This window comes from Sphingobium lignivorans (assembly GCF_014203955.1).
GTDB lineage: Bacteria > Pseudomonadota > Alphaproteobacteria > Sphingomonadales > Sphingomonadaceae > Sphingobium > Sphingobium lignivorans.
The window spans coordinates 2,723,341-2,743,920 of record NZ_JACHKA010000001.1 but is presented as its reverse complement, the minus strand read 5'-3'; the positions used below and the strand labels follow the sequence as shown (position 1 = coordinate 2,743,920).

General features: G+C 60.9%; 16 protein-coding genes and 1 pseudogene. 9 read left to right on the top strand and 8 right to left on the bottom strand.

The features are described 5' to 3' along the window. Positions 1–3 precede the first annotated feature (3 nt). Together HNP60_RS12710 and HNP60_RS12705 are read right to left on the bottom strand one after the other, a co-directional pair. Positions 4–2,217 (bottom strand): TonB-dependent receptor, encoded by a 2,214-nt coding sequence (locus HNP60_RS12710; RefSeq protein ID WP_184154303.1) that lies wholly within the window; start codon positions 2,215–2,217, stop codon positions 4–6. A 152-nt stretch (positions 2,218–2,369) separates the two neighbouring features. Then, positions 2,370–3,074 (bottom strand): dienelactone hydrolase family protein, encoded by a 705-nt coding sequence (locus HNP60_RS12705; RefSeq protein ID WP_184154300.1) that lies wholly within the window; start codon positions 3,072–3,074, stop codon positions 2,370–2,372. 410 nt (positions 3,075–3,484) lie between these two features. On the opposite strand from HNP60_RS12705, the gene HNP60_RS12700 reads away from it, so the two are divergent. The 3 genes from HNP60_RS12700 to HNP60_RS12690 all read left to right on the top strand — a co-directional run bounded on the left by HNP60_RS12700 (position 3,485) and on the right by HNP60_RS12690 (position 6,862). Continuing rightward, positions 3,485–4,921, top strand: coding sequence for an IS1182 family transposase (locus HNP60_RS12700; protein WP_184154297.1), 1,437 nt, complete (start codon positions 3,485–3,487; stop codon positions 4,919–4,921). Between the two features lie 238 nt (positions 4,922–5,159). Continuing rightward, complete coding sequence (locus HNP60_RS12695; protein ID WP_184154293.1) at positions 5,160–6,353, top strand: ImmA/IrrE family metallo-endopeptidase; 1,194 nt, start codon at positions 5,160–5,162, stop codon at positions 6,351–6,353. Then, positions 6,353–6,862: a DUF4411 family protein gene (locus HNP60_RS12690; RefSeq protein WP_184154290.1), complete on the top strand. Its 510-nt coding sequence runs from the start codon at positions 6,353–6,355 to the stop codon at positions 6,860–6,862. The genes HNP60_RS12695 and HNP60_RS12690 overlap by 1 nt, the downstream gene beginning before the upstream one ends. A 179-nt stretch (positions 6,863–7,041) precedes the next feature. On the opposite strand, the gene HNP60_RS12685 is transcribed toward HNP60_RS12690, so the two are convergent. Beyond that, the gene (locus HNP60_RS12685) at positions 7,042–7,482 is read right to left on the bottom strand and encodes a hypothetical protein (protein ID WP_184154287.1); all 441 of its coding nucleotides are present in this window, start codon (positions 7,480–7,482) and stop codon (positions 7,042–7,044) included. On the opposite strand from HNP60_RS12685, the gene HNP60_RS12680 reads away from it, so the two are divergent. After that, on the top strand, positions 7,455–7,916 hold the full coding sequence (locus HNP60_RS12680; protein ID WP_260394872.1) for an IS3 family transposase: 462 nt from the start codon (positions 7,455–7,457) through the stop codon (positions 7,914–7,916). The two genes, HNP60_RS12685 and HNP60_RS12680, sit on opposite strands and share 28 nt — an antisense overlap. Positions 7,917–8,627: 711 nt before the next feature. On the opposite strand, the gene HNP60_RS12675 is transcribed toward HNP60_RS12680, so the two are convergent. The 3 genes from HNP60_RS12675 to HNP60_RS12665 are packed head-to-tail and all read right to left on the bottom strand — an operon-like array spanning position 8,628 to position 13,695. After that, positions 8,628–9,443, bottom strand: a complete 816-nt coding sequence (locus tag HNP60_RS12675) for a hypothetical protein (protein WP_184154284.1) — start codon at positions 9,441–9,443, stop codon at positions 8,628–8,630. Beyond that, a complete protein-coding gene (locus tag HNP60_RS12670) occupies positions 9,436–12,915 on the bottom strand; it encodes a DUF7379 domain-containing protein (protein ID WP_184154281.1) in 3,480 nt (1,159 codons plus the stop codon). The genes HNP60_RS12675 and HNP60_RS12670 overlap by 8 nt, the downstream gene beginning before the upstream one ends. A 27-nt stretch (positions 12,916–12,942) precedes the next feature. Then, the gene (locus HNP60_RS12665) at positions 12,943–13,695 is read right to left on the bottom strand and encodes a hypothetical protein (RefSeq protein ID WP_184154278.1); all 753 of its coding nucleotides are present in this window, start codon (positions 13,693–13,695) and stop codon (positions 12,943–12,945) included. Positions 13,696–14,029: 334 nt separating this feature from the next. Here HNP60_RS12665 and HNP60_RS12660 point away from each other — a divergent pair. Beyond that, a pseudogene (locus HNP60_RS12660) lies at positions 14,030–14,143 on the top strand (IS5/IS1182 family transposase); the annotation flags it as partial. 490 nt (positions 14,144–14,633) lie between these two features. On the opposite strand, the gene HNP60_RS12655 reads toward HNP60_RS12660, so the two are convergent. Both HNP60_RS12655 and HNP60_RS12650 read right to left on the bottom strand, forming a co-directional pair. After that, complete coding sequence (locus HNP60_RS12655; protein WP_184154275.1) at positions 14,634–15,674, bottom strand: CHAT domain-containing protein; 1,041 nt, start codon at positions 15,672–15,674, stop codon at positions 14,634–14,636. A gap of 749 nt (positions 15,675–16,423) precedes the next feature. Continuing rightward, positions 16,424–17,011, bottom strand: coding sequence for a hypothetical protein (locus HNP60_RS12650; protein WP_184154272.1), 588 nt, complete (start codon positions 17,009–17,011; stop codon positions 16,424–16,426). Between the two features lie 198 nt (positions 17,012–17,209). On the opposite strand from HNP60_RS12650, the gene HNP60_RS12645 reads away from it, so the two are divergent. From HNP60_RS12645 to HNP60_RS12630, 4 genes are read left to right on the top strand one after another with little or no spacing between them, the layout of a single operon-like run. Then, the gene (locus tag HNP60_RS12645; RefSeq protein WP_184154269.1) at positions 17,210–17,422 is read left to right on the top strand and encodes a hypothetical protein; all 213 of its coding nucleotides are present in this window, start codon (positions 17,210–17,212) and stop codon (positions 17,420–17,422) included. Beyond that, the gene (hxsB, locus tag HNP60_RS12640) at positions 17,419–18,819 is read left to right on the top strand and encodes a His-Xaa-Ser system radical SAM maturase HxsB (protein WP_184154265.1); all 1,401 of its coding nucleotides are present in this window, start codon (positions 17,419–17,421) and stop codon (positions 18,817–18,819) included. Before HNP60_RS12645 ends, hxsB begins: the two co-directional genes overlap by 4 nt. After that, positions 18,816–19,901, top strand: coding sequence for a His-Xaa-Ser system radical SAM maturase HxsC (gene hxsC, locus HNP60_RS12635; protein WP_184154262.1), 1,086 nt, complete (start codon positions 18,816–18,818; stop codon positions 19,899–19,901). Before hxsB ends, hxsC begins: the two co-directional genes overlap by 4 nt. After that, positions 19,898–20,578, top strand: a complete 681-nt coding sequence (locus tag HNP60_RS12630) for a peptidoglycan-binding protein (RefSeq protein ID WP_184154260.1) — start codon at positions 19,898–19,900, stop codon at positions 20,576–20,578. Before hxsC ends, HNP60_RS12630 begins: the two co-directional genes overlap by 4 nt. Positions 20,579–20,580 lie beyond the last annotated feature (2 nt).

Genomic DNA, 20,580 nt, shown 5'->3' with positions numbered 1-20,580 from the left:
TGCTCAGAAGCTGTATCGGACCTCGCCCAGGATCGTGCGGGGCGGGGCGTATGAGACGGTCGAGATGTTGGCGATCGCGTCGAACGTGCGGCTGTGGACATATTGCTTGTCGAACAGGTTCTTGCCCCGCACGCTCAGCAGCCAGTGACCGGTCGGGTCGGTGTAGCTGATCGCCGCGTCGACATAGGTCTGGTTGCTGGTGGGGATGGTGTTGGCCTGATCGGTCCAGCTCTTCTCCACATAGCGAAGGCCGGCGTTGAAGCGCAGTTCGGCCTCCGTCGGCAGCGGTAGCTGCCAGTTCGCCTGCACGCCGAAGCTGTGGCGCGGGGCCCCTGTCAGTTCCTTGCCGGTATAATCCGTATTGGCGTTGCCGGTCGGATTGATGAACTTGTCGAACTTAGTGCGCAGGATGGCGACATTGCCGTTCAGCGTGAACGTGTCGGTGAGATGCGCGATCGTCTCGATTTCCAGCCCATAGGTATGGGCGCGGCCGGCATTGACGACGACATTGCCGATGACCGGCCGCCCGTCGATGATCGGCGACTGGACCGAGGCCTGATAATCGCGGAAGTCATTGTAGAAGGCCGCCACGTTGAAGGTCAGGCGCCGATCCAAAAGGCGCGTCTTGAGCCCGCCCTCATAGGCAGTCACCTTTTCCGGGCCGACCGGATATTCCGCCACGACGAGCGCGCCGGCCAGCGGATTGTAGCCGCCCGACTTCGAGCCCCTGGTCACGCTCACATAGGCGAAGATGTCCGGGGTCGCCTGGTATTCCAGGGCGATCCTGGGCGTGAAGGCCGTGTTGTCATATTTGAGATCGCTGACCGACCAGGTCCGCGACAGCTCCTTGAAGCTGGCGTCCGTGGCGAAACCATAGTCGGAGAAGGTCTGCCACTCATGGTGCAGGCGGGCGCCGAGCACCAGCTTGAGCGCGTCCGTGGCCTGATAGCCGACCTGTGCATAAAGGCCGACATTCGAGGTATCGGTGTGTGAATGGAGCCCGGAATAGTTGCGATTGAACCAGGACGGGCGCGACGCCTCATAATCCTCATGGAAGAACAGGCCGCCGACGATGTAGGACAAGCGTCCCGCATCCCCGATGAGCTGCAGTTCCTGGCTGAACTGCCGCTGATTCACGAACAGCAGGAAGCCGCTCAGATCCTCGGGCCGCCCGTCGAAATCCCAGGGACCATAATAGTCGAAACCTCGGCCGGCCGTGATGGACCGGAGCGTCAGATGGTCGTTCAGCGCATAGCTGACGTTGAGATTGATCCCGAGCGCATCATTGCTGTTGCGCGGATCGATATTGCCATAGGTGCGCCGCGGTCCGGAATCGCGATAGCCTTCGGCGATGATGTCGCCATTGTCCGACCGGTCGCGGGTGAAGTTGATCGACAGGACGGCATCCAGCCGGTCGTCAGGATTGTAGCGAAGCTTGGCGCTATACTGGCTGATATTGACCCGGCGGACGTTCCTGCCGAGCGTCTCGTTATAGACATAGCCGTCGTTGCGCCGGGTGCTGGCCGCCAGGCTGGCGGACAGGCCATCGGCCAGCGGGCCGGTGAGGTAGCCGGCGAGTTCCACCGTATCGAACGTGCCATAAGCGCCGCGCACCCAGCCCGATGTTTCCTCGGAGGGCTTGCGCGAAACGATCTTGATGGCGCCCGCGCTGGTATTCTGCCCGTAAAGCGTGCCCTGCGGCCCGCGCAGGATCTCGATCCGCTCGACATCGGGAAAATCGATGCCGCCATTCCCGTACATGCGCGGGATATAGACGTCGTCCAGATAGAGGCCGACCGCGCCATAATAAGCCGGGCTGGCCGTGCCGATGCCGCGGATATAGAGCTGCTGGGTGCTTTCCGTGCCGCGCATCGGACCTGCTGGCGCCTCGAGGCCGGGCGCGATGCCGACCAGATCGCGCAGCGCCACAACACCCCGCTCGCGCTGCGTCTCGGCATCGACGGCGGTGACGGCCAGCGGCGTGCGCTGGATGGAGGTCTCGCGTCGCTCCGCCGTGACGACGATATCGCCCGCCTCACGGCTCCCGTCATCTGCGGCGGCGAGGCCGGTATCGGCTGGCGCAAGCGCCGCGGCGCCATCCTCGGCCTGCGCCAGCACGGGCAGGCCCATGGCCAGCATGGCGGCGATAACGCTGGATGACGCGAAGCGAATACGCGCCGAAGTTGCCCCGACAAATATATGATTATCTGTTTTCATTGAATAATCGCCAATATGTTGTGCCGGTATTCCGGTTCGCGGCGCGCGCAGCGGTGGTCGGGCGACGGGAAGCCTCCCGCTGCCGGACTCCAGCGCGTGGCCGGGCCTTGGCCCGACTGGTTTTCCATTGTCCCCTGCGGAAGAACCCGCGGTCAGCTCAGCTCGCGCTCGAAGGCCTTTTCAAGAAAGGCCAGGGTCAGCGCATTTGCGCGGTCAGCGGCAGCCTGATCATATTCCGGCCGGCCCGGCGACGCGAAGCCATGCTCGGCGCCTTCGTGCAGCACGATTTCGACGTTCGGGCGGTCGGCAAAGGCCGTCTTCGCGTCGTCATAAAGCCCCGGTCGCGCGATCTTGTCGTTCTGTGCAACCTGGTAGAGCAAGGGCGCGTCGAACTGCGGCGCCAGCGCGAGATCGAGCAGCGCCGGATAATAGACGGCACCCAGATCGCCCTGGCCGCTCGCCAGCGCGCGATAGGCGATGATGCCGCCCATGCCGATGCCCAGGAGGGCGACCCGCTCGCCGGACACTTCCGGCCGCGCCTTGAGTGCTGCAAGGGCCGGTTCGACCAGCGCATAATAGCCATCGAACGCACCGAGTGCACGGAAGGCGGCGCCCGCGGCCTCACGGTCGGCATAGGCAAAGGTCACGCCCGCGTCCTGTTGCCAGAAAAGATCCGGCACGAGCACGACATAACCGGCCTCGGCGAGCCAGGCCGCAATCCCGCGAATATCCTCGTTCACACCATAGACCTCGGGCAGCAGCAGGACTGCCTGCCCCGCTCCGCTCGCGGGCACGGCCAGCGTCGCGCCAAATTGCTTTCCCTCATCTTCGAGGATCACGATATCCTGCAGTGCCACCGCACAAGCCTCCATTCACGTTGAACGCTTTCTTTCTACTGATTCGATAGACAATGACAATTTAGCAGAACTAAATCGATCACCGGCTTTTCGGGAGAGCCCGCTCGGCGAGCATGCCTCGATGCATATTGCTGTGCTTACGGAAGGCGAACGACATGCCTATCAATTGCATCGCGAGAAGCCTCAGTCGCTGCGCGACGACCGCTAAGTTAGACCTTGGGGCCAGAAGCGGACATTCCGGACTGTCCGACAACTTGGTCATGGTAGCGCGGGCTTCGGCGCTTTAGGAATGTCCGGTGTCGGCGTCCGCGGACATTCTCAGTCGCAATGCCGACCGGCCGGAATGTCCCGAGGCTGTGTAAAAACGCTGGAATCTGCTATGGTTCTTTGGCGTTTCGGGAGGCTTGGGCATGAGCCGTTTCGTTCAGGGGGAAGACCGTCGGCAGGACTATCTACTGCCAGCATCGCTGGATGATTACGTGTCGGCAGACAACCCGGTTCGGGCGGTCGAGGCGTTCATCGATGCGCTCGATTTGAAGGCGCTGGAGTTCGCTGGAATGACGCCGGCTGAGACGGGCCGTCCTGCCTATCATCCAGCAACGATGCTCAAGATTTACCTCTACGGCTATTTGAACCGCGTCCAATCGAGCCGACGGCTCAAGCGTGAAACCCAACGGAACATTGAGCTGATGTGGCTGACGGGGCGACTGGCGCCCGACTTCAAGACGATCGCCAACTTCCGCCAGGCCAATGGCGCTGCGATCCAGTCTGTGTGCAGCCAGTTCATCGTTCTGTGCCGGCAGTTGGGGCTGTTCAAGCGCGCGGTTGTCGCGATCGACGGCAGCAAGATGAAGGCGGTCGACAACCGCGACAAGAACTACACGGCCGCGAAGGTCGCCTCGCGGATGAAGCAGGTGCAGGACAATATCGACCGATATCTCGACGCGCTTGATCGTACCGATCGCGAAGAAAACGACATTGCCGAGCCGAAAGCGAAGCGCCTGACGGAGAAGATTGCCCGGTTGCGCGCGCAGTTGCGCGATCTCGCCGCACGCGAAGAGGAAGTCCAGAATGCGCCGGACCAGCAGGTATCGCTGACCGATCCGGACGCCCGCGCCATGGCGAGTGCGGGGCGCGGCACGAGCATCGTCGGCTACAATTTGCAGGCGGCCGTCGATGCCGAGCATCACCTCATTGTCGCGCACGAGCTTTTGAATATCGGATATGACCGCGGGCAACTTGCTCCCATGGCGGCGAAAGCCAAGGACGCCATGGGCGTGGAGGCTTTGGATGCCATGGCCGACAGGGGCTATTTCAAGGGCGAGGACATCCGGACCTGCGAGGGAATGGGCGTTACCGCCTTCGTGCCCAGGCCGCTGACCTCGGGGGCAAAAGCGCAAGGCCGCTTCGGAAAGCAGGACTTCTTCTATCTGGAGCAGGAAAACGTCTATCGATGTCCCGCAGGCAAAGATCTGATCTATCGGTACACGTCGGTCGAGGACGGCATGACGCTCCATAGCTACTGGAGCTCGAACTGCCAGACCTGCGCGCTTCATGACCAATGCACGACCGGCAAGGAACGGCGGGTTAGACGATGGGAGCATGAGGCCGTCGTTGAAGCAATGGAACGCCGCCTCGATCGTAGGCCAGAGGCGATGCGAATCCGCCGACAGACGGTCGAGCATCCGTTCGGCACGCTGAAATCCTGGATGGGCTCGACCCACTTCCAAATGAAGACGCTAAAACACGTCAGAACGGAAGCCAGTCTCCACATTCTGGCCTATAACTTTAAAAGGCTGGTCGGCATCCTCGGTGTCCAGCCACTGATCGCAGCCATCCAGCGCTGAGCGCCAACGTTCAACCTTTAACGCGCCGCGCCGAAACTACCGACCAGCTACTGTGAAGCCGTTTTTACACGGCCTGTCCCACTTCGCGGCGTTCCGCATCCGGCAGCAAGCGACCAACATGTGTCGTTCGCTGGTCGGGCTTCTAACAGCAGCGTCTGCCAGAATCTGCGGTTCGTTCGGACCACCATCCTTGATAATCGCAGTAGCGCGTTAACCGGTCCTTGTGCATTGTGTCGTCGTGGCAGAGATAAACCCCGAGATTCTGATCTGGGCACGCAAGACCGCTGGTCTTGATCTGGAGACGGCTGCCCGCAAGATCGCGCTCAACGCCGCGCGCGGTATGTCCGGGGCTGAGCGGCTGGCAGCGATTGAGGCTGGCGAGGTGATGCCGAGCGCAGCGCTGCTTCGCCGGATGGCGGAAAAATACCACCGCCCGATCCTGACATTCTACCTGCCGACGGTGCCCGCGCCGCCGCAGCTGGGGCAGGATTTTCGTACGCTGCCGGATCAAGGCGACGAGTCCAACATTTTACTCGCCACCTTGCTACGCGACGTCAAGGCAAGGCAGGCACTAGTGCGCGAGACGCTTGAGGAAGACGAAGACGCTGTGGAGGTCGACCTCGTCGGATCCGCAAAAGGTATCCGCAACGCCGCCGAACTAGGTGCCGCGATCGCCCGCGCAATTGATTTTGACCGAGCCGCATACCGCGCACACGCAAAGGGCGAGGAGGCGTTCGCGTATCTCCGCACGCTGGTGGAGGGCAAAGGCGTGTTCGTCCTGCTAGCAGGTGACTGCGGGCACTGGTCCACCGCAATTGAGGTCGGCATTTTCCGCGGTTTCGCGATCGCCGATCGCTTGGCACCCTTCATCGTAATCAATGACCAAGACGCGAAGTCCGCCTGGGCCTTTACCCTTCTGCACGAGTTGGCCCACCTACTGATTGGCGAGACCGGTGTCAGCGGCGGCACACCGGCGGCTGGTATCGAGCAGCTATGCAATGATGCTGCCGCAGCAGTCCTTGTCGACCGCGCGGAGGTGGTCGATTTGAAGCGGCTTCTCCGCGACGGTGATGGCGACATCAACGTAATCGAAGTTTTCGCCGATAAAGCTCGCATCAGCCAGTCGATGGTTGCGTATCAATTGTTTCGCGTCGGCGTGATCGACGAGGTTCGTTGGACCGAGCTGCGGGACACTTTCCGCCGCCTGTGGGTCACGCAGAAGGACCGCGAGCGCGAAAGAAACCGAGGCAAAGACGGTGGCCCCAACTGGTATGTCGTGCGTCGGCACCGGCTTGGCTCCGCGATCTTGGCAGTCGCGCGGCAAGGAATGGCCGACGGCTCCCTGACACCGACGCGCGCGGCGAGGATGTTGGGGGTGAAGCCAATGAACGTCTACCCGCTTCTCGCTGAACCGCGACGGGCAAACGCCTGATGCTCTACTTACTGGACGCCAATGCGCTAATCACCGCGCACAACACCTGGTACGGGCACAAGCGCGTACCTGAGTTCTGGCGTTGGCTAATACATCATGGCGAAGCGGGCACGATCAAACTGCCGCAAGAGATTTACGCCGAGGTAGAGGCCGGCAAGGACGAGTTGGCGGCATGGATGCACGACGCTGCAACGAAGAAGGCGCTGATGCTCGCCGAGGACAGCGATCTGGACTCGGTCCAGATGGTGCTGGCTTGCTACGGAAATCCATTGACGGAAGATGACATGATCACGATCGGGCAAGACCCTTTCTTGATCGCAGCGGCCGTCGGAAAGGATGATCGCTGCGTCGTCACCGCCGAAGTGTCGAAGCCAACGAGAACGGGTGCCCGTCGACACGTCCCCGACGTCTGTGGCGATTGCGCCGTCAACTGGATTAGTCCGGTCGCGTTCATCGCTGAGCTCGATTTCACGACCGATTGGGACTGCTTAGAGAAGCTTGTGGGTTAGTGCCGGTTGGGCAACCGCTGAACGTCGGCTCCTGATTAGAGCGGTCGCCCGAACTCTTGCTCTGGGACGGCAGTTAAGTCCCAAGGGCGGTCGATCACTATGCCGTGATAGCCAGATGAACAAAGGGCAAGTTTTACGGAGCTCTTTCGAACGGTCGAGCATCGGCTTTGTTGGCGATTTCAGTCAACCTCGCACTGCGAGAAGTAGGCGCAGAGCGTTGCTTTTCCGCGGTTCTCCGAGATGTTCAACGGCAGTCGGTATATGTCTAGCAGTAGCTGCTCGACATATTTCGCGATCCGATTGGGCAGTTCGACGTATGTGAAATATACCAACATCTCTTCCGACGTATCCTTTGCTGCCCAATGTTTCCTAAGTCGGGCTGAAAAAGCCCCCTTGCCGACGTATAGCGCACGCATGTGGAATAGGTCGTGCTGATCGCAATAGTCATCTTTGTGCCAGAGGAAATAGAGGCCAGAGCGCTTGCCAAGTCCCCAGCCGCTTACACCGCTCGGCTCCAGCGAGCGGTCGCTGTACCACCCGATGTTTTGGCGGCAAAGGTCGGTCAGTTTGAGCGGTACCCGCATCTCCTGCTTTGCGATGCGATCGAAAGCCTCACCCATATCGCCGCAGCTGCAGCCGCAGTCTGGAAAGCATGAGTTGCGTCGTACGGTCGATGAGCGACACGATGACCGCCCAGCTCGTTACCGATGCGCTCATCATGGCGATCTGGCGACGCGGAAAGCCCGATGCCCTGCTGCATCACTCGGACCAGGGTAGCCAATATACCAGCGAGCAGTTCCAGCGGCTCATGGCCGACAACGGCGTCACCTGTTCGATGAGCAGGTCCGGCAACGTCTGGGATAACGCCGCGATGGAAAGCTTCTTCTCCTCGCTCAAGACCGAGCGGATCGGGAAAAAGGTCTACCGCACGAGGGCACAGGCGAAGGCGGACGTGTTCGAATACATCGAGTGCTTCTACAATCCGACCCGGCGTCACTCGACCCTGGGTTACCTCAGCCCTATCGACTTCGAGCGAGAAGCTGGGGTAGCCTAAATGAGCCTATCTCGGTGTCCACCAAACCGGCAGCAGGCCAGGCCGATTGGGAGAAAGATCACGCCAAGAGCGGCGTCGCGCCTGAAGGTCGATATACTCAGCGAGCGGGGCATCGGCACCCTTTTTCCATCCACCAACGCGTGTGATGTCGTAACGGAGAGAGCTATCGATCAAATCCAAAGCGGCTTCGTGCAATTGCTCAACTGCTTCCAGGGCTTGGTTAGCATTCCGCCTGACCTTCCCGTTCTCGACCGCCTTGCGAGCCGGGATCGCCTTGCGAGATGCCTTGTCATCCTCGCCATAAACGTTCCGACGATCCTTGGCGTAGCTCAGGGCCTTCTTTCGCTGCGGCTTTTTGATCGTGGCCCTGCCATAACGGCGTTATTGCCACCCCCATGTTATGTCCGCAATTGGGTCGGCTGCTGACCATGGGATTTCGGTAAGGCATGGAACAAAGCAATCATATTATTCGGCAGGTGGCCCAAGCCTGGACTGGCAAACTCACCCATCGATGTCGCGCAAAGCCGAAGTTCGACAACGCCAGAGAAATGCGTGACGATCCAAGTTGGCTTGCCCCAGATTTTCGAAGCCAATTGCTCGACGCCCCGGCGGGTACAGGTTGCCAATGCGTTCTGCTGATACCGCGAATGTAGGCATCGACGGTGAACGCATAGCTGGACGATCGATCAAACAAGGGGGCACGCCGGAGATTCAGAACGGCTCCAGCACGATGATCTCACTGCCGAAATCCCGGCGGCGCGAAAATTGGCGGTCTACCGCATCATATCCGGCGTCGCCCGGCTCAAGGGCGACGAGCGCATGGCCGATAATCCCATCCTCGCTCGTCGCCACCAGATCGAGCTGGAAACCGGCTTCTCCCAAGGCGCGCGCCGTTCCCACGCTATGGGTACCACGGCTTACGATGGCGCGGCGGGTCTCGCCGACCGCAACCGGATAGGACGTCGATCGCCAGAATTCCGCCATTGCGGGCCATTCGACCTCCAGCCGATCATCGCCGGCAAAATGCCGTGCGGCGCTCTCGGCATAGGCCTCTTCGGCTTGCGCCCTTTCATAGGCATATCGCTCGAATCCCTGGGCCGCGATGTCCGCTGCCCAGGCGCTGCGGAACTGCGGATTGTCGCTCCGCCGGCGCCAGACATTGTCCTGCAGCAGGATGTCGTCTGCGTGCATCACTTCATGGATCACCAGGTCGAAGGAGCCGTGCTTCTCGCCTTTGGCGGGAATGTGGCGCTCGTCGTCATCGCCCAGAGTAGCGATCACGACGACGCTTTGGGCGGGGATGAAGCATCCCGGTACGACCGACCAGGTGACCCCCGCGGGCCAGTTTCGCGGCAGCAGCTCCGCCATGTTCGGCTGATAGTCGGTCACATTGTCGCGGCACGCCACGATGCGAATGCCCCGATCGGCTAGGGCCGCGCGGATCTCGCCGGGGAGCGCGGCCGCCCGCGCGGCCACCAGTTCGACATCGAGCGACGAGCCCGACCCGCCCGGGATGACGTCAACCATCGGTGTCCGGCATGACGAAACGAGACAGCGGGTTGCCGTAAACCGTGTAAGCGAGCCAGGTGAAGTCCGATCGGTCCATCGCGGCCTTTCTCGCCTGCTTGACGGCTTCGACCAAGGTCAGCTGCTCCTTGACCATGCCGTCATAGAAGCTCTTGGCGAAATCGAGCGCCAACTTGTCGCCGACCGACCAAAGCGCACCGATGAAGCCGGCCGCGCCGCGCTTGCCGTTGGGCCGCAGGAAAGCGTCGGCAAAGCCAGTGACGCCCGCGATACTGGGCCCGGTCTGGCCGGTCTTGCAGGCATTGACGAAGACAAAGGCAGCCGGGTTTATTTCGGCAAAGCGAGCATAACGCTTCACGACTTCGCTCGAGAGCCGGTCCTGCACGATCTTCCCGTCGCGCCCGTCGATCCCTTCCATCAGCAGATCTGCCGAGATGACGGCGCGCATTTCTGTGTCGCCATGACAGGTGAAGTGGAGCAGACTGCTGGTCTCGGCTTCCGTTCGCAGGAATTCCGTCACCCCCGCGGTTGTTGCCTCGACCGGGCGGCAGCCGGGGAAATAGCCCTCCAGCATTTCCTTTTCATCCTTGGAATTCGGCAGCGTGTGGCGCGAATCGCGGTATTCGGGAATGACATAGCGGACATCCGCGCCGCGCATGGGCAACTCTTCGTCGGGCAGGGGGGCATTGTAGACCCAGCGGATCAGCCCGCGCTGACCGAGGAAGCCGTCCGTGCGGGGGTTCTGGCCTGTCGGATCGTCGACATAGAGTAGCTCCCAGGGAATATGCGCATTTTCCGCAAAGACTTGGATGGTGAGCAGCTTATCCCAATTGTCCCACAGCGCCTGGCGAATGCCGACGGGGAGCAATTCGTTGGTCCGGTTCACGGAGTAGGCCGCGATCTTCTCGAGAAAATTGTCATACTGGTCGTCGCTCAATTGCCAGGCGTCATTCAGGGCCTGGAGGAAGCCTGCCGAAAAGGCCTCGACCGAAAAACCGGCGGGGAGGACCAGCTCTTCCTTCACCGCGATCTTCGGCCTGATGCAGACCAGGTCATATTTCAGCACGAGGCCGACACCGGGGACCTTCTGCTCATAGATGCGCAGCACGGCCGGATGCTGGGCCGTCGGCTGGGCCGGAACGGCATTGCGCTCGACGCTCAGGCGCTGCTGCTCGGCCCCGATGAAAACCGGCTCGAGCATGAAGGAGACCAGGCCGACCGGGCCTTGCGTGACCTCGACCTGAATCATTGCCGTGCCGGCCGCCACGCCTTCGACGAGGAAGCGCAATATGTCCGAACGCTCGGGCAGCGGGATGCTCTGGCTGGCCGATGCGCCTTCGATCTTGCTTTGCGCCTGGTTCTCGGATTCGGGCTGGTCCGACCAGACCCGGCAATTTTCGATGGCCAGCACTTCGACGTCGAGTGGCAGCATCGGGTCAGCAGCCACGGCCTCGTCATTGCCCGCTGCCGCCGCATGCATCGCGCGGCGCAGCTTGTTGCGGGAGATGGTGAGGAACAGCGGCGTCACCCCGCCGAGTTTCGGCGTCGGGTTCATTTCGGCGGCGAAATGGCAGTCGACCTTTGCCGGCGGTTCTTCTGCGGCTGCGGTCCCGGGCGGTTCCGCCGCCGCGGCGGCTGGCGGCGCTTCTTCCAGGTCATCGATCGAAGCGCGCGACGGCGGGAGGGGCGAGCTTATGCCGCGATGGCCGCCGTCGCTATCGGGCAGGCTCCAGGTTTCAAGGCCATCATCGTCGTCGGCGATTGATCGCCGGGCACCGAAATCCGCTGGGGAGCCTTCCGCATAATGGTGTGATGGCCGTCCAATATTTAAGTCCACCCAGTCGAAGGCGTCCTCGTCCGGCGCTGCCGATTCCTCCACTTCTTCCCAGGGGACTGCGCCACCAAAGCCGCCGCCGTCCACGCCCCCATCGCGTCGCTCCGGTTCCACGGCAGCGGCCGTCGGCCTGGCGAGCAGCCAGTCGCTGAGCCGCGCAATCGTCTCGGGCGTCAGGAAGTAGATGGTGTGATACACGCCTTCGCTCGGCGCATAGGAAAAGACCCTGTCCTCAGTGATCGTCTGGTTGTTGCCCAGCTTCGTCATCGATGCGGAATGGACGACCAGATCGTTCCCTTCCTGCATCAGCCGGTCCACGATGCGATCGGTCAGAACCTTGGCAAGGCCCGCCGTCATCCCGTTTCCTTCTCCCGGCCGTGGCTCGAAGTCGGAGATCACGGCATAGGCACGCTCGACCGGAAAGGCTTCCTGTGCGAGATCGGTGACGAACTTGCCGCCGGGCCGCATGGCGACCAAGCCGGGTACTTGCCCTTCCCTGACCCCGATCTGAGGGAGTGCTCGCACGAAGCCGCCGAGCAGCTTGACCAGTTGCGTGACGATGGTCCCGGCCAGCGGGCTGCCCAAAATGCCTAAGGCGCGGCCGCCGGCGATGCCGATATTGGTATAGAGGTCGAGCAGATCGTCCCAATTGTCCGGCTCAGCCAGCAACGTCCCCCTGTTTGTGCAGCCGACGAACACCGATTTGTCGAAACGGAAACGGTTCTTGTTGGGGCCTTGCCCGGCCAGCCGGTGAAAGGCGCGCAGGACCAGCCCGCCGCGGGAATAAGCGACCGCATCGATGTGCGTGCCGTGCGGCAGGAAGGCCAGCGCCTCAAGCATCTCCTTGGCGTTGACGTCGGGATCGACCGCGAGCGTTTTGTGATCGACGCTGAGGACGATATCATAGTCCGTTTGCGCCTGCTTCAGGAAATCGCGCCCTTCCGGCAAGACTTCGAACGCGGCAAAACTGCCCAGGGTGGTCGAAAAGGTTCCGTGCACCAGCAGCAGCACGCGCGGCGTCCGTCCCGGGGTGAGCGCAGGGATTCTGTCAGTCGCCTGCCACTGGTTCTTGCTGCTATCCAGCACAACGAGACCCAGCTTCAGATCGCCTTCGATGCGGTCGATCACTGTCTCGATCGTGGCGGTGGCGAGAAAGCGGACCACGCGCACGCGGATGGGCGCGATGAGCTTCTTGCCAAGCCAGGACAGGGCACTCCCGAACGAACGCCGATCCGAGGCGCCATCGCCAGCCGGCGTCAGCTCGAAGACCAGCACATCCGGGCCAATGCCCCGGCGCTGCGCGTCCTCCTCGCGCGGGAACTGCCAGTGGAAGACGCCTTCGGCATCCTCCAGCAGCAGCACGGCACTTTCATTCTCGCCGACTTCGACCGTGATCGTGGGCGGGCCATCGGCATCGTCGAAATTGCGGCGCATGGGCGCGGCGCCATCCGGCGCGATGATCGCGTCGGCGACGACCTCCAGCTCGGCAGCCCCGAGCGCATCGTCGATGACGCTTGTAAAATCGTCGGCCACGAAATCGGTGGACCGCAAGCTCCGGCGTCCAGCCGTCTCATCATGAATCACATGGCCCGACGCGCCTTCGAACGTCACGCCAAGCCCCAGGCTGATCGTTGTCATTTATTGGTTCCTCTCCGTCCGGCGGGGCTACATGTCTGCCAGTTCGATTGTGTCGATGAAGTCCATGGCGTCAGTTAGCCGCTTCTTGATCGGCTCGCGCGCGGCCGCGTAGAGGACCGGGTTGAAGACCATCCGCTGCGCGGCTGTCCACAGGTTCACCTCTTTCTCGTGCCACTTGATGAAGAGGAATTTCTTCCGATTATCGAAGGATTTGAAATAGAAGCCGCCAAGCGCTATCGACAGCAGCCCACTGGTACTCTTTTCCACGGCACCGATCTGGAAATTGCCGCCGAGCAGGCTGGACGCCTGAAATTCGAACAGGTCGATCATGCCATCATCGTCGGCCATCGCCCGCAATGCCTTGATCGATTCGGTCAGCACGGTGAGCTGATTGCCGGTCGCGATGGCGGCGATGACGCTCAGCGCCTCGCTGTCCATGCGCACGCCGCCTTCGCGTTCGCCAACAGCCTTGAAGACGAACTGCTCGCCGGCCCAACCAACCTGTTCGAGCACTTCGATGTAGCGGCGGTACCAAGCCGGCGTTTCGAGAAACCGGTCATGCTTGCCCGATGCCGCGCGGGCGGCGAACTGGATGGAGAAGAGAATATCTTGCTTTTCCGTCCCCTCGATCCCGTCGACGAAGGACAGCAGGCTGCTGCCATTGACGGCAGCGCGAATCTGTTCCGAATCGGCTGGTGGCGGCGCATCCTCGCTTATGTCGCGCCGCTGCGAAAACGCCTGCATCGCGGCAAGCGGGACTTCTTCGATATAGGCTGCCAATGACATCGCAACGCCCCCAAGTTCAGAGTGAACAGTCTGGCTGGATGCGACCTATGATTTTCACTGCGGATACATGATTCTGTCGGAGTCGTCTATCGCCCGGCGCTTCGTCTATTTAGCGAGCGGCTATTTCGTTGGTGCGCGGTTGGCGTTCGAACGCTCGCGGCCATAGACCCAGATATCGACTCGTCCGACTGGCGTTCTTTTTCTTGGTGGGGCCTCTTACGGTTCACGGATAACTTTCGTCGCCCCAGCCCTTAGTTCCATCCTGTCCTGTGGTACGCCCAAACTTTATAAAAACCCGCCTACATCTTCGGCTGAGGACGCCAACTTCATCGAAAATGCCTTCTGCCGGACCAAGGATTTCCGCCGCGTCGCGACCCGTTACGACAAGCTTGCCGCCAATTTCCTGTCAGGCGCAGCGCTCGTCACCGCGTCGGCATTCTGGCTGCGATTGAGTCTCAGCCCTAGCAGAGCCGCTGTTTCAGGCGTGAGGCTTGCGCTATCCCAGTCGAAGTAAACCCTTGTTCAGGGATCAGGCGGCCGATCGACTCTGGGCGTTGGATCAGGTGTGATCGACAAGCCGATCGCAGCAAAACCCAAAACGATTAATATGACGGATGGTTACCGTTTATGCTTTCTGTATATGGCGACCGCCTGTTCCAAATCCTTCTCTTGGCAGAACAGCTTTCCTTCTAGTATATGGACAATCTGCTCATCCCCCTTGGCCAGTATTAGTAGCCCGGGGGTTTTCCGGGCTGCGGCAAAGGCGCGAAAAATGGTGGGGCCCCGATCCTCGTGAGCCGTCATGGCCACCGCACGATCGCCTGTTGGGGTCGCCATCATTCTGGACACCTCAGCCTTATGAGAATTCGCTCCCTCATCCGAAACCATGGTCGTCATTAGCCATCGGAGGGGACTGAGGGTGGTGTTGCGGTCTATGCTGTTTTCGGCTTCGCCTTCTGCCACGAGGCAAGGCCGGCACCGTCATAGGTGCGCAGCAAGTCGACAGCTTGTGCGAGCAAATCAAGGTATTCGGGCGAGGGCGACGACATCCGGGCATAGGACTCGAGTGCGTCGATGAGCATGCCGCTGACGGCGAAGGTTCGTCCCGCTGCGGTAATGCCGCATGCCGCGCCTCGGAAATCTCCGTCTGCGCGCCAGTCGACTTCGGTCCATATTTCGCCGCGACGGGGGTTATCTCGGATGACTTCGCACAAATCCTCCTCGAGGGTTGATTTGTTGTTCTGGGAAATGAACGTCAGGTCGTCGGTGAAGAAGACTACTTGGGATGTCTCGGCCGGGCAGCCGATCACCCCCAACTGAATCGCGACGGGCTTGCCCGGCTTGACGACCGCCTCGCTAGAGAGGCGTGCCGCAAGCTTGACCACACGATGCAGCGCGAGGGTGCCGGCATCCAGTCCCGCTGGCATGAACAGGTGGAGCTTGACGCGGTCGTCATCGATCGTCTGTGCCAAGGCGTTGACGGCTTCGAACGCCTCGGCGATTGATCTACCACCCAGCAGCCGTTCGTATAGTAGCCGGCTTGCCGCCGCCGCCGCATGGTTGGTGATCGGCGCGCTCGTTCCGATAGCCGCAATCCCGCGCTCAGCCAAGACTTCAGCGACCTGATGCGAATTGCAGGCGTTCAGGAATACCAGTTTCGGTGGTTTATCGGGATCCAGAAATGCGTACAGCCGCTCGGCTGCCAAGCGAACGAATTGCTTAGGCTGACCTCGGAACGCTTCCTTCGCGAACCACAGTCCTTCGCGTTCGCCATGGACCGAAATATGCAGCAGGTCGGGCTTGGTGCGCGACAGTTCGATCGGCAATGCTTCGATCGTGATGTCAGGAAGAAACTCGATATCAGCGGCGCGCAGCGACGTCTGAGACAACTGCCGCTGCACATCGGTAATTTCACGCTCGAGCGCGAGCGTCTCAGATTCGTCAGTCTGCGAAGCAACGTAAAGTATGCGCATAGATCCCCCCGATCGTTCACAGCCGAGTCCTCGCACTAGGTTCTCGATAATGGCTGGCACAAAGCCAACATGGCTCGCTCGCTGAGTCGATAAATCTTCGAGCAATGGCCTGAGCACTGTTGTTCCAGCGCGCGCGGCCAGGATCCCGTATCTAATACTCGCCTACACCAAGGTGTCGAGTAGCAATCGACGGATCAGATCAAGCTCACCCATGTTCAATTCCCACTTTCGCAGGTTGTCTCATTGCGGCCGGCCAAGACCTACTTGTCCCGGGGCCGAACGCGACGCCCTCGACCGGGCAAAACGACTGGGTGAGACGAAGGCGCCTTGAGACAAGGCTGGAGCCGTCCAGGCCGGGCGGCTGGTCGTGCTTGTGGCATTACCCAACGGCGGATGACAATACTCGGCTGGTCTGGACCTTTACCGAGCACCAAGGGCCCTGTTGTCATGTCCGGCAGGACCCAAACTCTTCTCCCAAGGCTTCCCCCCCACCAGGAAGCCAGCTTCCGCCCACTCCCGCAGACGGTGTCGGCCCCATTCACGACGCCTGTCAATAAGGTGAATCACGTAGGGCAGGGTGAGTTGCCGGCCGCCAGGGCGGGGCGGACAAAAGACTCCTCGGCCCACCTCCAGCCCACCTTGCCGGCAGTGCGCCACGCCATCATTGAGCGCCTGTCTTGCTCACCGCCGGACCGTTGTCCTCAATGCGGATGCGGCCAGGCGTCTCAATGAACTTCTGCCATGTAGTGCTAGAAGCTGACACCATTATCTTCATTTTCCGCGCTTGATTGTTCAGGATCTATCGCTTCCACACGATCGCGCGTTTGTGCTTTCAGTTTCTCGAGCCGCTGATCGGCCTCGGACGCATCCTGGCCGGCGCTCGTGGCCGCCGCCAGGTATCGCCCGGCTGCCACCTCGCTTTCGAAATAGCCAATTTCCGATAATCGAATGCTGTCGGCGACATCGACGGCTTGAACGGCCAACATGTCTGCGGCGCCGCAAACATCCATTCGCACCCATGTGAATTTCCGCGACAAGCCCTCGTAGCAATTCTGACTGTAGATCATGGCCCCGGAGATGCCTTCGGCCTTTATCGCCGCCCGCATATCGGCCAGTCCCTGCCGGAGGCTGGCACGATTCATCGGTTCAATCGGATCGGCCGTCTGCGCTGCGATGCCTTGGCTGGTGTTCTGCGCGAACTCGGCCGCCGCCAGTTGCGCCGGTGTCTGCGTTTCTGTGGAGCATTGGGAGGCCGCAGCGAAGAGAATGATGACGATAGCGCCCAGCCCGAGCCATGCCCCCAATCCGTTCTGTGTGCCATGTGGCATTGGCGCCATATGACTTCCCCTGATTTTCGAAACATCCCCGGGGAATCTGTGCTCCCAGGAATATTGATCCCGGGCATGAATGTGCAGCGGTTGCGATATTCAAGTCAATGACGATGCAAAGGGTCTTTGGCGGACCAGGACTTCCTGTTAGACATGGCAGGGAGGGGGTAAGCCATGGGGGTGGTTCAACATCTGCTCGCGCCACAAATGCGCGAACTCAAAACATCACTGGCCGATATGGCTGTGCGTTTCTATCCCGACGTGACCGTGTCCATTGACGAGCAGCTGGTGACTTTGTCGAGTGATGCGCGCTCGGACGATGCTCTGCGCCGGATTCTTCAGGTTATGATCGTGAATGAGTTGAGCGTGCGGCGCAGCGAGCCGGCGCGGGTGGCCGTGATCGAACGGTTGCTGCAATGAGCGTCATTCCGCTGAGGTTCCGGGCGATTGATCGGGGCACGCTCGCAGTCAATGATACCGGACGCTTCTTTCTCGCGTCGGATTATCTGGTCGAGCGTGTCATCGGGGATGCCCTCGCGCAGAGTGACCGGGCTGAACTTGCCTGTGACGGACACCTCTTTTCGGAGGATGATGCCTTCGCGTTCGATGCGCACGCCTATGGCTGCGCCTCGCGGTGGGACCGGACGGGAGAACTCGATTATCTGATTCTGGTCCCCACTTTACGGTGCAACTTAAGCTGCAGCTATTGTCAGGTTTCGCGCGTGGGGCTGGAACGTAAAGGGTTTGACTGGAGTGGCGAGACGCTGGATGCCGTCCTGACTTTGCTCGACACACTTCCGACGCAGCGTATCAAAATCGAGTTTCAGGGTGGCGAGCCGAGCTTACGTCCTGATCTCATTACGGCCGTGATCGAACGCTGCGAGCGGTTCGAGCATAAGCAGTTTGTCATCTGCACCAATCTCCAGGACCTGCACAACGATTTTCTCGCCATACTGGCGCGACCAGATGTCTATATCAGCACGTCGCTCGATGGGGATGTCGACACACATGCCCATAACCGCACCGGAGCAGGAACGCAGCAGTTCCTCGACAATCTCGAGCGCATTCTGAGCGAATTCGGTCCCGATAAGGTTTCCGCGCTCCCGACGATCGATCCGCAGACCCCCCCTGCGATCGATGCCCTGATCGACAGCTATGCTAGGCGCGGCCTTCACAGCATCTTTCTGCGGCCCATCAACTATCAGGGCTTCGCGCGCAAACGACATAGCGGCGCGCGCGAGCAGTCGAATGACTGGCGACGGTTTCATGAACGTTTCGTCCGACGGATCATCGAACGCAATTGGGCCGATCGGGAGGTGGTGCTGGAGGAAACCTATTTCAGCATTTGCCTGCGACGGATTTTCCAGCCCGGCCATGATCGTCATGTCGATCTGCGCAATCCCAATCCGATGGGTGTCGATTATGTAGTCATCGACCATGACGGGACCGTCTACCCGACTGATGAGAGCCGCATGTTGACGCGCTCGGGGATCATTGACCTCTCGATCGGAGATGTCTTTTCGGGTTGGGACAGCGAGAAGCGGCAACTGCTCAATGCGCATGCGACCAACCAGTTCGACGAGAGCTGTCGTCGCTGCGCCTACCAGCCATTTTGCGGGCGCGATCTGGTCGATGACCTGGCCCGCTATGGTCGCATCGACGTCGAGCGGACCCAGACCGAGTTCTGCCGCCGGCACCTGCACATGTTCGATCTCATCTTCGAGATGGTCTATTCGGACGATCCGGCGATTCACTATTCGCTGGCCCGGTGGCTCCGTTTGCCAGGCGTCCCTGCAAGCTTCGGGACCAGGCTATGATTCCGCTCAGCGTTCCGGCTGTGTCCGAAGCAACCATGCCTTATGTGGCGCGCCTGCGCGTTGATCCGGCAGCGGCGACCGATGAGGCTGACGCTGTCCTTGTCGTTGAAGACGAGGAAGGACCGAGCTTTAGCGGCCTGCACGGCCTGCTGACCCTGGAAGGTGTGTGTGCTGACGCGCTCGAAGGCGATGTCATGCTCGTGCAACCCGATACTGGTCGGGCTGAACGATTGCTGCGCCATGGGTCTTCGCACAATACGCTGCTTGTGACTGAACGCTGCGATCAGCTCTGTGTCATGTGCTCGCAGCCGCCCAGGAAGACGCATGTTGATCGTTTCGCGCTCTTTGAACAGGCTTGCCTGCTGGCCCGGCCCAATATCGTTATTGGCATCACCGGGGGCGAACCGACTCTTTACAAGGACGACTTGTTTGGCCTGATTGAGCGCGTTGGAACGGTACGCCCGGATATCGAATTCCATGTTCTCACCAATGCGCAGCATTTTGAAGCGTCCGACGTCGATCGCCTGCGCCAGGACGTGTTCCGGCGCGTAAGCTGGGGCATTCCGCTCTATTCGAACGAACCGGCGCGCCATGATGAGATTGTCGGCAAGACGGGCGCCTTCGATCGGTTGCAACGCAGCTTTCATGTGCTGCTTCTGGCCGGCGCGCGGATCGAGCTGCGCACCGTGCTCATCCAGGACAATATCGACCACCTGCCGCGACTGGCCCGGCTGGTCGCGAGCCGGCTGCGCTTCATCGAGAGCTGGTCGATCATGCAGCTGGAGAAAACCGGCTTTGCCCGCAATCGCTGGGCCGGTCTGTTCGTGGATCACAAGGTCGGCTTCGAACCGGTTGCTGCTGCTCTGGACTATGCGCTGCTGCACGGCAAAGCGGTGCATCTCTTCAATTTTCCCCGCTGTACGGTCCCGGCTCAGTATCGTGCGCTCGCGCCGGCCTCCATTTCCGACTGGAAGCGCAAATTTGCACCCGCCTGCGCCACCTGCCGGGAGCAGGACCAGTGCTGCGGGTTCTTCGAATGGCATCCTGATGAGCACGCCAATGCCTGGATATCGCCGCTATGATCCCTAAGAAGTTTCTCGTCTCGAGCCTGTTGGCCGCCGGGTTTTTCAAACCCCAGACGATCCAGGCCCAGCTGATCCAGGCCGCCTCAACGCCGATCGATGAGGGTGCGAGGCTGTTTCAGATCTTCACCCAGGATCATCCGCTGTTTTTTGCCGACCACAGAAGCCATCGCAGTCACAGCAGTCACCGCAGCCATAGCAGCCATCGTTCCGGCAGTGGCGGCCATTATAGCCACACAAGCCATACCAGTCACAGATCGAGCACGGGGGGCTACAGTGGCGGGTCCTTTTACCAGGCGCCTGCTCCCAGGCCGAGCGAGCCATCGCCAAGCTCCACGCCAACGCCGCCGGAAGACACTGCCGCTCCCTTTTCAACGTCAACCCTGGGGCCGCGCTCTTTGCTGGAGATGCCATCTTCGGCAGCGCCGGACCGCGCTACGCCGCCGCAACTGGGCCCAGGCGCTGCGATCCAGGCGCGCGCGGAACGGTTCAGGGCGATCGTGCGACGGGTGCAGATCGGGTTGACGGGGCAGGGCGAATATCGAGGCATTATCGATGGTGATGTCGGCCCTGCCACGCGAGCTGCCTTGCGCAGATTTCAGACAAGTCATGGTTTGACCGTCACCGGTACAATCACGCCTCAGGTGCTCGATGCTCTGCGCATCGCGAGCAACTGACA

Excerpts from the sequence above, each read along its gene's own strand:
- HNP60_RS12630 (WP_184154260.1), top strand. The coding sequence starts at position 19,898 with ATGATCCCTAAGAAGTTTCTCGTCTCGAGCCTGTTGGCCGCCGGGTTT.
- hxsB (WP_184154265.1), top strand. The coding sequence starts at position 17,419 with ATGAGCGTCATTCCGCTGAGGTTCCGGGCGATTGATCGGGGCACGCTC.
- HNP60_RS12685 (WP_184154287.1), bottom strand. The coding sequence starts at position 7,482 with ATGGGTGAGGCTTTCGATCGCATCGCAAAGCAGGAGATGCGGGTACCG.
- HNP60_RS12655 (WP_184154275.1), bottom strand. The coding sequence starts at position 15,674 with ATGCGCATACTTTACGTTGCTTCGCAGACTGACGAATCTGAGACGCTC.
- HNP60_RS12650 (WP_184154272.1), bottom strand. The coding sequence starts at position 17,011 with ATGGCGCCAATGCCACATGGCACACAGAACGGATTGGGGGCATGGCTC.
- HNP60_RS12670 (WP_184154281.1), bottom strand. The coding sequence starts at position 12,915 with ATGACAACGATCAGCCTGGGGCTTGGCGTGACGTTCGAAGGCGCGTCG.
- HNP60_RS12645 (WP_184154269.1), top strand. The coding sequence starts at position 17,210 with ATGCGCGAACTCAAAACATCACTGGCCGATATGGCTGTGCGTTTCTAT.
- HNP60_RS12710 (WP_184154303.1), bottom strand. The coding sequence starts at position 2,217 with ATGAAAACAGATAATCATATATTTGTCGGGGCAACTTCGGCGCGTATT.
- hxsC (WP_184154262.1), top strand. The coding sequence starts at position 18,816 with ATGATTCCGCTCAGCGTTCCGGCTGTGTCCGAAGCAACCATGCCTTAT.
- HNP60_RS12675 (WP_184154284.1), bottom strand. The coding sequence starts at position 9,443 with ATGGTTGACGTCATCCCGGGCGGGTCGGGCTCGTCGCTCGATGTCGAA.
- HNP60_RS12700 (WP_184154297.1), top strand. The coding sequence starts at position 3,485 with ATGAGCCGTTTCGTTCAGGGGGAAGACCGTCGGCAGGACTATCTACTG.
- HNP60_RS12690 (WP_184154290.1), top strand. The coding sequence starts at position 6,353 with ATGCTCTACTTACTGGACGCCAATGCGCTAATCACCGCGCACAACACC.